Here is an 11,802-nt window from a genome sequence, read left to right on the forward strand (position 1 = left end):
TTCTCCTGCCGAGCCGGCGCGGAGGCGACAGCGGCTACGCGTACCGGCAGCGCCCAAGCCGCGCTCATGCCGGTCAGCCAGAGCAGGATGGCGAGGCCGATAACGGCGGGCCAGCGTGGGGAAATGTGGATCATCGAGCGTTGGCGAGGGGTCATGACGATTTCCTTTGATCGGGCAACAAGCCACTATCCAATGCCAGTTGCGCACGGGTCAGGCGGGCGCGGATGGCGGCACCCGCGCTTTGCAACTGGGTTTGTACCCAGTCATTCTCCGCTTGTTGTAACGCCAGTGCGCTCTCCGCACCGGCGAGGTAGCCCTTGCGGGTCATGGTATAGACCGTCCGTGCGGTCCGGGCCAGCGTCTGAGCGTCCTGCAAGGCGTTTGCTGCCGCCTGTGCCGCCCCGTAATCGGCTGCCAGACGGCTGCGAATCTGCAGTCGCAGCGCCGCCTTGGCGGCCCGCATGGCCGCCACTTGCTCCTGCGCCGCGGCGACGCGATCCCGGTTGCGGCCAAAGCCAAAAATGGGCATCTGCAGGCTAAGGATCGCCTGCCAGCCCAACCGCTGGCTTTGCGGCAGTGTCGAGGTGTCCACCCCATAGGCGCCAGTGGCGGCGATGATCGGCAGCCGCGCCGCCTGCCGGTAGTGCAACAGCGATCGCGCCGATTGAATTTCGCCATCGGCGACGCGCAACAGCGGCTGCGATTGATCGGCTTGCTGGCGGAGCGTATTGGTACCCGGCAAGGCCGTGCGTGGGACGGCGACGCGCGCCAGCACGGGTAACGCCGCCGTTGTGTAACCGGTTTGCAGCGCGAGCACCTGGCGCGCCGCCTGCGCCCGCGGCCGCGCCTGATCGAGTCCCATCCGGATACGCACCAGGGTCAACTTGGATTGACTCAGATCCAAGCGGGAGCGGGTCCCCGCCCGGTAGCCCTCTTGTGTTGCCACGAGCATCTGGCGCGCGGCCGCCAGCGCCTTGCGCCAGACGGCCAGAGTGTTGGCGTCCAACGCCATCTGGTAATAAGCCATGGTTACCTGCGCCGCGACCGCAAGCTGCGTCTGCTGCAACTGGTAACGGGCGATGGCCGAGCGGTTGCGGGCCAGCGCCGATAAGGCATAGGCTTGCGGCGTATACAGTGGGATCTGCAGGCGAACCTGTCCGATCAGTTCCCGCGCGCCATTGGCGCTGACAAAGCGCGGCTGGCCGTTCTGGGTTTGGGTCCAGACGCCCCCGGTACTCAGCGAGAGGGCGGGCAATAGATCCGCACGCGCCGCGCGACCCTGATCCCGGCGCTCCGCGATCATGTGCTGCGCCTGCTGCACCACCGCCTGATTGACCAGCGCCCGCTGGATGGCACTCCGTAAAGTCAGGTCATTCGCCGCGGCGATACTCGAGAGCAGGCAGGCGCCGATTCCGAGCGCGGTCGTTATCCGCCGTGTTGCGGCTTTGTGTATCATGCACCGACCTTTACATTAAAACGGACCATGAGCGCATCATCGCAAAAGCAGGGAACCGGAAGATGACAGCAACCTGACGGATTCGTCATCTTGGCTGCGATGCCGGAGTTTCCGCCGCGATAATCGGGAAAGATAACGTGACGGTGGTGCCCGTCCCCAATTCACTCTGCAGTGTGGCCTCACCGCCGTGCAATTGCATAATGGACCGCACGATGGCGAGCCCCAGCCCGGTGCCCTGACCCTGACGCAGACGTGCCGCATCCGCGCAATAAAAGCGGTCAAACACATGCGGCAGGTCCTCGGGCGCTATCCCGGAGCCGCTATCGCTGACGATGATCTGCAACAGCGATGGCTGAATGGCGGTTCGGATGCTGATCTGCCCGCCCGCAGGGGTATGGCGCAGCGCGTTGCCGAGCAGATTGCTCAGCGCGCGCCGCAACAGCCCTGGATTTGCCGCTACTGGCCCACTGGCCTTGTTGACCAGCGTGATGTCCGACTCGTCGGCCATCGCCTGATAAAAGGCGCAGACTGCCGCTACTTCTTCCCGGCTGTCCAGCAACGGTGTGTCGAGCTGGGCATCTGGTTGCTCCGCGCGGGCGAGAAAGAGGAGGGCGTCCACCATACGCGAAAGCCGTCCGTATTCTTCCATGGCCGACTCGATGCACGTCTGATAATCCGCCGGACTGCGGCCTCTGGAAAGTGCGATTTCCGCCTCGCCGCGCAGGATATGCAGGGGCGTGCGCAGTTCATGGGCGATATCTGCGGAGAAGCGCGAGATACGGTTGAAGGAGGTCTCCAGCCGACCCAGCAGGCGGTCAAAGTTGGTCGCCAGATTACGTAGCTCGCTCGGCCAGGGTTCGTCGGCAACGCGCCGATGCAATTGCCTGGCGCTCAGCCCATCGATAATCTGCGCCAACCGTGCGACCGGTCGCATAGCCCGGCGGGCAATCAGATAGCCCGCCGCCACCGCCGCCAGCAGGACGAGGGTCGTCGCCAGCAGCAGCGCCCGCCGATAAATGGCCAAAAATTGCGCATTCTGCGTGGTGCTGATGGCGACATAAATCGTTGTGGACGGATTACCTGCAAAGCGTTGCGCCATGACCAGATAATGATCGTGATCGTGTATTTTCCATTTCCACTCTTTTTTTTGCAGAGTGTTTGGCGATTTCGTGAATGGTCGTGAGCTATCCAGAAGCGGATTGAAGTCACGACCGCGGGCAATAATGCCGACAGGGGGGCGGCTGACCCAGATGAATACGCCGCGAATCGTACTCGCCTCCAATTGTGTTTCGTGTCGTAGCGCCGCTGCATTCCCGGCATGTCGACCCAATGCACTATGCACTGCATGGATCTTGCTGGATAAAATCTGGCTGTCGACCTGCTGCAATTGCTCCACGAGTACCCAATACAAGGTACCGCCAGCGGCGACAATCAATAAAACACTGAGCAACGCGTACCATAACGTCAGACGTACAGCTATCGAACCGGTAACGCGGCGGAAGGCTTCAGTTGCGTCTTTCAAGAACATAACCAACCCCTCGCAACGTATGAATCAGCCTGCCGGAATAGGGGTCGTCGACCTTTCTGCGCAGCCGCCGGATCGCGACATCCACCACATTGCTGTCGCCGTCAAAATTCATATCCCAGACCTGCTCGGCGATCCGTGTGCGGGTCAGCACTTCTCCGGGAAAGCGCATCAGATAGGCCAACAGCCGATATTCCTGAGGGGCAAGGCCGATGCTTTCTCCCGCCCGCCAGACCTTATGCCGCAACAGATCGACCTCCAGATCCGCGTAATGGAGCACGTCTTCGGCGCGCACGTGACAGCGGCGCAGAATATTGCGCACCCGCATCAGCAGTTCAGAAAAGGCAAAGGGCTTGACCAGATAATCATCGGCGCCGAGTTGCAAACCCTTCACGCGTTGCGAGATGGCATCCAGCGCCGTCAGCAGGATCACCGGCTGATCTGCCCGCCGCTTGCGGATTTCCTGCAACACCCACCAGCCGTCCCGCTGTGGCAGCATGACGTCCAGTACGATGACGTCGTAATCCCCTGTCGCCGACAGATGTTGTCCGTCTATACCATTGGTCGCGATATCTACGACATCCCCTTCCTCCGTAAAACCTTTTTTCAAAAAGGCGGCGGTTTTTAGCTCATCTTCGATGATCAATATTTTCATGGTATTTGTTCTTTATAATCCAGGGCAAAAGATTTTCCGACCTTTGACCTTCTTGTCGATTTCCTGAAGAATGTCCGCATTATTAATGACACAATGAGAGGTATGATGAAAACACCCCAGCCCTTGGAATCGCGTCGTAAACAGGCTTTCGGTGCTGTTCGCATCCTTTTTGGTCTGATCTGGCTGATCAATACCTGGTTACAACTTAATCCTGCTTACAGCACTCACTTTCTCGGCACCTTCGATGCTGACTGGGTGTCCGGGCAACCCGCCTGGATCGCCAGTTATGGTCACTGGATGGCGCAACAGGTCCAGCAATTGGGTGCGCAGCATGTGGCGTATGCGACCATAGCGCTCGACGCCATTCTAGCCATTTCCCTTATTACCGGTATCGGCCTGCCACTGCTGGCCTGGGTGGGCGTGATTTACAACCTCTGGCTATGGAGTACCATTGGCGGTTTTGGCGGCCCCTACACCCAGGGCGCGACCGACCCTGGCACCGCCATCATCTATGCGCTCTGCTTCCTTTTGGTAATCTGGACACGGAGCTGGGAGGGGCTGAGTCTCAGTAAAGTACCGCATCGTCCTATTTCTGCACCGGCCATACACACTGCGCGTGTCTTGTTCGGCCTGCTCTGGGCCTTCGATGCGTTCTTGAAATGGCAGCCCTATTTCATCAATCATGCGGTCACCTACCTGCAGCAGGCCCTGCCGGGCGAGCCGGCATGGATTGCCGCTTACATCAGCTTCTTCATCACGATCATCACCTGGGTCGGGCCGGTGCTCTTTGGTTATTTTGCCGCGATCATGGAAAGTATTATCGCTTTTTACCTGATCATCGGCCGTGGCCTGCGCTGGGTGATTCCTGTTGGTATTGCCTACAGCATCGGCGTCTGGACCACGGCGGAAGGCTGGGGCGCACCATTTCTGCCGGGCGCCACTGCGAATAAGGGCGATGTCCTGGGTACCACCAATATCTACGTCATCGCGTTCCTTTTTCTGGCGGTCTGGGTTTATCTCACCCCACATCGTAAAGAATAATTAGGGGGCGGTTTACGGTTTACTGGCGAAGGAGGAAAATACGCGCCAGAACCCGGTGACCCAGAATCTCGTGCAACAGTGCCATGCCGATATGGCCGTACCAGTACACCCAGGCGAGGTTGGCGATGAGGCTATGCAGATCGGCGACGTTGCCGACGAAGGGTGTTTCCGCACCGTTCTTTGGGTAAATAAAAAAAAGTACGGCGCCGGTGGCCGCCATAGCGGAGACGGCGAGAAATCCCAGCCCATGGACGAGTCCCGCCAGTCCCCCTTCGGGGCCTCCCTGGGGTAATTGAAACCGCAGGATCTGGCGTAATTCCACCAGGAGTTTCGCCCGCCCTTTGGCATCCCAGGGAAACAGATGGCGGAAGCCACTGTCGTCACGGGTGAGCAGTGCGCTCCATACCCAGTGGGCGATGATGACCCCAACCGCAGCCAGGCCCACCCACTCATGGAGTTCAAAGGATAGGGCCTGGGTAGATGTCAGCACCCGACCCGGCTTGGGATGTTCCATGATCAGGCTGATGAGGAGCTGAAAACTCACGGTGACCGCCATGCCCCAGTGAAGGAGGCGTGTGCCAGTATTCCAGTAGGTGACATGCGGGGTTGAACTCTGTTCCATAGGCTGATCCTCCTTGGGTGTCGGTAAATCGCAAGCACGATTTGGCTTCTGATGATAGCATTGCCCGCTGACTAGGTTATATAGACCAATACCTTGTGCTCCGATTACACGTCAGATAGCCGCCTTTTGTCGAAGGCGGGCATCGCATGTATCCAGAGGTGTATCATCCGCATTTTTAGATTTCCCCTAAAAATATCATAAAAAAGTCATCGCGTTGTCACGTTATCGTCACATCCATTGATTATGATGCTCTCTCTTTGAAAAGCCCAAAGACGCTTTAAAAAGATTCTTTAGGGCTGCCGATCATACCTAGGGAGTGTCTTGAATATGTGTAACACCACGAGTTTACGTCCTATAATTGTTGCGCTCATGGCATCCGGGGTGATGCTGTCGAGCGCTCTTGCCCTGGCCGATGGCGTTACTGCCAGCACGGTAAGTGCCGGCCATGCTGCCGTCGAGGTGGGTCAGGTCAATGCCGCTGCACAGGGAAGTTCTTATCTTGGGAGCAGTGAGGCACAGTCCCTTACCCAGAAGCACCGTTTTAATTCAGGGCAATCGGTGAAAGTGCTGGACAAGCATGAATTGGCGGCTGCTGGCCCGGTAGGCGGCAGCGCGCAGGCGTTGTCTTACGCGCCGGGCGTCAGCGTCTCCAGCTATGGATACACCGGCTCCACCAAGACCTCCATCAGCGTGAACGGGATCAAGCAGGGTTGGGGCGGTTTCTCCGGTGGCCAGATTGACAACGGCAGTCTTTCCGTCACCTTTGACGGCGTTCCCATGGTGAACCCCTCCACTGGCCTCTGGGAGAGTCCGCAGGTGCCGCAGAACGGCATTCTGCAGGGCATCGGCATCACCTATGGTCCCGGTAACCCGGTGGATCGCTGGTATAACAACATTGGCGGCCAGATTGATTTTGTTCCCTTGCAGCCCACAAATAAAGCCGGTGCTTCGATCAAAATGAGCTACGGCAGCTACGATACCAAGAATATCGTCTTCAATGTGCGCACCGGGAGCATAGACGGCTGGTCCACCATCCTGGCGGGCGGTTCCGGTTCCGGCAACAGCTACCGGCAAACCCCGGATGGTTTTGCCAACCCCAGTTATAACTACGCCTGGTTCCTGAAAACCCGCAATACCTTCAGCAACGGTGACTTTTCACTGGGTGCCTACCTGGCGAAAGGTTCCGGTTACCGGCCGGTATCCATCCCCCTCAGCCCTATTGCCGGCGTGACCATGGATGGTACGGCAAACTCGCCGCTGTATAGTCAGGCAACCTCAGGGTACTATGCCTCACTGCCGGAAAATGTCTGGTTCAAACGGGACGGCAATACCACCTGGCTGGTCTATAGCAAACTGAACCTTGCACTGGACAGCATGGTGGGTCTGCATAACACGCTCTGGTATCGCAACGGCCACCGTCTGCATTTCCACTACAACAACTACGGATTGTCCAATCCGAAGAACCTCTACGAATACAATAACCCTCATACCGATGTGTACGGCGACAAACTGTGGTTTTCGGTGGCCTTGCCCTACAACGACGTGAACGTGGGTGGATTCTTCCTGAACAGTCGGTATAACTCGCGGAACGCCTTTTACAATACCAACCCGCCGTACTACGGCTCGGCGTCTGTGCCCAACGCGCACTACCGCAGCGACTATTTTGACCAGACCGACCTTGCCGCGTTCATCCAGGATCGGATCAGTCCGATGAAAAACCTGCATATCACGCCGGGCGTGCGTTTCATCAATTATCAGACGCGTTACACGCCTGCCGCGCAGTCGGATTTCGCCGCGGCTTATGCCCTGTATCCGCAGAATAATCAGGGTACGCTACCGACCGCCAGCAACAGCTTCACCAAGGTGGAGCCCTCGGTGGATTTCAACTGGCAGCCGATGAAATGGCTGGCGGTGTTTGCCAGTTATGCGCAGGCTTACAAGGAGCCGCAGGTGGGCGGCGGCGGTGGTCTGTATCAAAATACCCCACCGCTTTATAGTCTGGAAAAAAGCGCCGATTACAATGCCGGCATAAAGATTCATTTCAGGGATGCCGCTTACCTGCATAATTTTTTCCTGCTGGCGAGTTTTTACCATCTGCACTATACCAACCAATATATTCCGTTCTACGATGCCAATGGTAATTATCTGGGTGACGCGAATGGTGATTCCATCTATCAGGGTGTCAATATGGCGCTGGAAGATGACCCGATTTACAATCTGCATGTCTTTGCCAATCTCAATTTCGAGAAGGCGACCTTCGCCCATTACGTGACCGGCGGTGTCAGTTATGACGGGCTGCCGGTATCCAACGTGCCGAGCAGCACCTTTAATATCGGCACGGCGTACAGCTACTATCTCTCGGGCGTGTTGCTGGAGCCGCGAGTCTGGTATCAGTACACGGGCGCGCAAAGCATGTTTAATAACAATACGACTGCGCCCAGCCTGCAGAAAATGCCGGGCTATGGTACGGTGAACCTGGGTTTTGACAGTACCATCCCCACGCGTGGGAGTATTCCGGGTTTGAAGGATGTCAAGCTGAGTGTCGACGTCCTCAATCTTGCGAATAATCATTACAATGAGTTTCAGTATATTACGGCTGGCGGCCTCCTGGGAGGGAACTCGGCTGGGCAGGTGCTGGCATTGCCCGGAGCTCCGCTGACGGTATACGGAAGTATTGCGGTAGACTTCTAGCTTTACCGTTGTTGGTAATTTTCGGCAGAAAGGTTCCAGCGTGTTGTGTCTGGGGCTTTCCTGCCGATATTTTTTGTAGGATGGCGAGCCTGCATTCAGAAATCTCCGCTTGGCCGGCGCTAAGCCTGCGCTAATTCCGAGGTGGTAGAGTGAACGACACGGTGGAAGCACAAGCATCCACCAGACTTCAATCTTGGAAAGGAGCGACATCATGGGAATATCAAATAAAGTGGCCATTGGCGTGCTGGGTGTCATTTTGAGCGCAGCATCCCTTAGCGCCTTCGCCTTCACCGGTCAGAATCTGGCGGGTAATGCCAAGGTAACTATCGAACAGGCTCGGACTATTGCCTTGAAGGCGTACCCCGGCAAAATCACGGACGAAGAACTGGAGCAGGAGAAAGGTGGGAGCGGTTTGCGCTATTCTTTCGATATCAAAAATGGCAAAGTCACCCATGAGCTAGGCGTCGATGCCAAAACCGGAGCCGTTCTGGAGAACTCCACCGAAGGCGCGCATCCGGATTGATCACCGACATTGCGAGAGTCCCGCTCCCTTTTGAGGGGACGGGGTTTTTGGGGTGAGCAAAGTCACCGGGAATATACTGGGACCATCTTATGCGCATGCTCCTTGTTGAAGATGACCGAATGATCGGCGAAGCCATCACGGTGGCTCTGCAGGATGCGGCTTATGCCGTGGACTGGGTGCGGGACGGCGAAACCGCATGGCGGGCCATCGGCAACCAGGAGCACCAGGCGGTGTTGCTGGATTTGGGTCTGCCCAAGCTGGACGGCCGCGATCTGCTGAGAAAGCTCCGGGCCACGGGCAACACCCTGCCCGTTATCATCATTACTGCCCGCGATGCGCTGGCGGACCGGGTCGATGGCCTGGACCTCGGCGCCGACGACTATCTGGTCAAGCCCTTTGAAATGGATGAACTGCTGGCCCGCTTGCGCGCCATCATCCGCCGTCAGGGCGGGCAGGCCACCCCGATACTCAGCAATGGATTGCTGCAACTCAACCTGAGCACCCGTGAAGTGCAGCATGGTGATGCACAGGTCCTGCTGACTGCCCGGGAATTCGCACTGCTGCAGGCCTTGTTGCTGCGCCCCGGCACCATTCTCAGCCGTGCCCAGCTCGAAGAGCGCTTATATGGCTGGAATGAGTCCGTGGAAAGCAATACCATTGATTTTCTGATCCACGGCATTCGCAAAAAACTCGGTGCGAAGGCCATCAAAAATGTCCGTGGGGCGGGTTGGATGGTTGCGCGCCAGCCATGACACGTTCTCTGCAAGGCCGTTTGTCCGTCGGGTTGAGCATGGCTATTGTGTGTATGGGCTTACTGGCCGGCCTGGCATCGTTCTGGCTCGCCTTTGATGAGGCACAGGAATACCAGGATGCATCCTTGCGGCAGATCGCGGTCCTGATCCCCCCGGAACATTGGCCGACCGTGGAAAAGCCCGTTGCGACCCCCCTGGATGTGGATCCCGATGCGCGCATTGTGGTGCAAGCCTTAACGACATCCCAGCCGTTGACCGCACCTTTGCTCAAGCTTCCGATTCACCTGAGCGGCGGCTTCCACACTGTGGACGTGGCCGGTCAGAACTGGCGCGTCTTTGTCCGTCGGGTAGCGCCGGGTAAAAAACTCGCCGTTGCCCAATCTACCGATGTGCGCAGCGACGCCGCTTTCGATAGCGCTCTGCGGACCCTGATGCCACTTTTGCTGCTGGTGCCTTTGCTGATCGTATTCGCCCGCTATCTGGTCCTGCGCAGTCTGGCACCCGTGCATGCCCTGGCCCAGGCGGCAGATGCGCAGAACGCAGAATATCCCGAGCCTTTACCGGCAAGCGAGGTGCCGGAGGAAATCGCCCCCTTCCTGCGGGCCATCAACCGCCTGCTGGAACGGGTCAAGCTGCTGATGACCCAGCAACGCCGTTTTGTCGCCGACGCCGCCCATGAACTGCGGACACCTCTGACAGCACTCTCACTCCAGGCGCAGAATCTGGAACGGGCGGAATCCCTCGCCGAATGCAAACAACGCTTGCTGCCGCTCAAAAGCGGCCTGGAGCGATCCCGTCATCTGCTCGATCAGTTGTTGAGTCTGGCCCGTCAGCAGGCGGCAGAGGCAGCGCATCAGCCGGTGGACCTTGCCGCTATCGCCCGCTTGGTGGTGGAAGATCTACATCCGCTGGCGGAGCAGAAAAACCTCGATTTTGGTTTGGAGCTGCAAGGTGCGCTGTGGGTAGAGGGGACGGAAGCGGCGTTGCGTAGCCTGCTACGCAACGCCGTCGACAATGCCCTGCGCTACAGCCCGGAAAACGGTGAGGTGACCATCCGAATCCATAGCGATGGCGAAGAGGGGATCGTGGAAGTCATCGACAGTGGTCCGGGCATTCCTCCAGAGGAGTCGCATAGGGTATTCGATGCATTTTACCGCTTGCCGGACAGCGCGGAAGGCGGTAGCGGTCTGGGTCTGACCATCGCTCGTCATATTGCCGATCAACTCGGCGGACTAATAACACTCAGCTCGCGGAGCGACCGGCAAGGACTGGTTTTTATGTATCGACAGCGCCTTGTCACGTCTCCTTGAATCATAAAACATGGTGCTACCATACCCCTCACGGAGCGCAGGGATCATGTATTCGATTTTTGAGAGATCAGGCTGGTGGCGCCTTGTCGCGCTTCACGGACGCGTCGTCCTTCCTCTGTGCTTTCTGACGGGCTGCGCCAGCTACCACGCACAGCCCTTACGCGATCAGCTGCCAACCATGGCGAAGGTGGAGCAGGAAATGGCTGCCGCCCTGCGCCACGATCATCCCTCCAGCGCCCAACCGGTAAACCTGCACGCGCCCCTGTCCGGCGAAGATCTCGGGGAAATGGCCGTGTTGCTCAATCCGGACCTGCGGGCGATGCGCGCACAAGTCGGCGTTGCCCAGGCGCAGGTCTTCGCGGCCGGCCTCTTGCCAGATCCGCAGCTTGCCCTGAGCGCCGACCTACCCAGTAATGTGGCAGCCGGCTACACTAACGCCTACAGCATGGGGCTGAGCTGGAGTCTCGCCAGCCTGTTCACCCGCGCTGCGAACCTGCATATTGCCCGGGCGCAAGCGCAATCGGTGCAGTATCAGGTGGCCTGGCAGGAATGGATGGTGGCCAACCAGACGCGGATACTGACCCGGCAACTGTATTATCTGCAGGAGCAAGAGGCGGTGTCGCAACAGGCCGCAGCGACTACGGATCGGCTCTACCGGACCTCGGTCCAGAATCTCCGGTTGGGAGACGCCACCATCACCACCACTTCGTTGCGGCAAATCGCCTGGCTGGACAGTCAGGACCGCATGCTGGCGCTGCGCCGGCAGGTGACTGCCGTGCGGCAGAATATAAATAAAATGATGGGGTTGCCGCCGAACATGCGGCTTTCCCTGCGGGCGCCGCAAACGCAACCGGATATTCCCGATGCTGCCCGTCTGGTTACCCTTGCGGATGCCCACCGGCTCGATTTGCTGGCGCTGCGCGCGGGCTATCAGGCCCAGGAAGCGCGGGTACGACGTGCCATCCTCGGCCAGTATCCGGGATTTACCATCGGCGTCTCCAGGGCGGCCGATACCTCGAATATCCAGACCATCGGCCCCAGTGTCAGTCTCGATATCCCGCTCTGGAACCGCAATCGCGGCGTTATCGCCGAGTCCGAAGCCACCCGTGCGCAGTTGCACGCCGCTTACACCGCCCGCCTCTTTCAGACCCGTGCCGATATCACCGCGCTGGTGGCCGATTTGCACCGGTTGCATCAGGAAATTACCCCGCTGGAGCGGCAGGTACC

Annotated in this window: 10 protein-coding genes; 6 read left to right on the forward strand and 4 right to left on the reverse strand. The window is 58.5% G+C overall.

What is annotated here, in order from left to right; genetic code table 11:
* Positions 1–151: 151 nt before the first annotated feature.
* The 3 genes from HF921_RS05895 to HF921_RS05905 form a co-directional block, all read right to left on the reverse strand.
* Entirely contained in the window at positions 152–1,456 is a 1,305-nt protein-coding gene (locus HF921_RS05895; protein ID WP_215893493.1) for a TolC family protein, read from the reverse strand.
* An 85-nt stretch (positions 1,457–1,541) separates the two neighbouring features.
* Positions 1,542–2,984: a heavy metal sensor histidine kinase gene (locus HF921_RS05900; RefSeq protein WP_064218938.1), complete on the reverse strand. Its 1,443-nt coding sequence runs from the start codon at positions 2,982–2,984 to the stop codon at positions 1,542–1,544.
* Positions 2,962–3,636, reverse strand: coding sequence for a heavy metal response regulator transcription factor (locus HF921_RS05905; protein ID WP_064218937.1), 675 nt, complete (start codon positions 3,634–3,636; stop codon positions 2,962–2,964). Before HF921_RS05905 ends, HF921_RS05900 begins: the two co-directional genes overlap by 23 nt.
* A gap of 105 nt (positions 3,637–3,741) precedes the next feature.
* On the opposite strand from HF921_RS05905, the gene HF921_RS05910 reads away from it, so the two are divergent.
* Positions 3,742–4,677 carry a hypothetical protein gene (locus HF921_RS05910; protein ID WP_215893499.1) on the forward strand — a complete coding sequence of 312 codons (936 nt, stop codon included), beginning with the start codon at positions 3,742–3,744 and terminating at the stop codon, positions 4,675–4,677.
* Between the two features lie 19 nt (positions 4,678–4,696).
* Here HF921_RS05910 and HF921_RS05915 read toward each other — a convergent pair whose 3' ends face one another.
* Positions 4,697–5,299, reverse strand: coding sequence for a cytochrome b/b6 domain-containing protein (locus HF921_RS05915; protein ID WP_215893494.1), 603 nt, complete (start codon positions 5,297–5,299; stop codon positions 4,697–4,699).
* Positions 5,300–5,626: 327 nt separating this feature from the next.
* On the opposite strand from HF921_RS05915, the gene HF921_RS05920 reads away from it, so the two are divergent.
* From HF921_RS05920 to HF921_RS05940, 5 genes are all read left to right on the forward strand, one after another.
* Positions 5,627–7,990: a TonB-dependent receptor gene (locus tag HF921_RS05920; protein WP_215893495.1), complete on the forward strand. Its 2,364-nt coding sequence runs from the start codon at positions 5,627–5,629 to the stop codon at positions 7,988–7,990.
* Between the two features lie 211 nt (positions 7,991–8,201).
* Complete coding sequence (locus HF921_RS05925; protein ID WP_064218933.1) at positions 8,202–8,513, forward strand: PepSY domain-containing protein; 312 nt, start codon at positions 8,202–8,204, stop codon at positions 8,511–8,513.
* Positions 8,514–8,602: 89 nt separating this feature from the next.
* The gene (locus HF921_RS05930) at positions 8,603–9,265 is read left to right on the forward strand and encodes a response regulator (protein ID WP_215893496.1); all 663 of its coding nucleotides are present in this window, start codon (positions 8,603–8,605) and stop codon (positions 9,263–9,265) included.
* The gene (locus HF921_RS05935) at positions 9,262–10,575 is read left to right on the forward strand and encodes a sensor histidine kinase (RefSeq protein ID WP_215893497.1); all 1,314 of its coding nucleotides are present in this window, start codon (positions 9,262–9,264) and stop codon (positions 10,573–10,575) included. Before HF921_RS05930 ends, HF921_RS05935 begins: the two co-directional genes overlap by 4 nt.
* A gap of 46 nt (positions 10,576–10,621) precedes the next feature.
* A partial coding sequence (locus HF921_RS05940) for a TolC family protein (RefSeq protein WP_215893498.1) occupies positions 10,622–11,802 on the forward strand: 1,181 nt, incomplete at its 3' end.

Origin of the sequence: Acidithiobacillus ferriphilus (assembly GCF_018854775.1) — a bacterium.
Lineage (GTDB): Bacteria > Pseudomonadota > Gammaproteobacteria > Acidithiobacillales > Acidithiobacillaceae > Acidithiobacillus > Acidithiobacillus ferriphilus.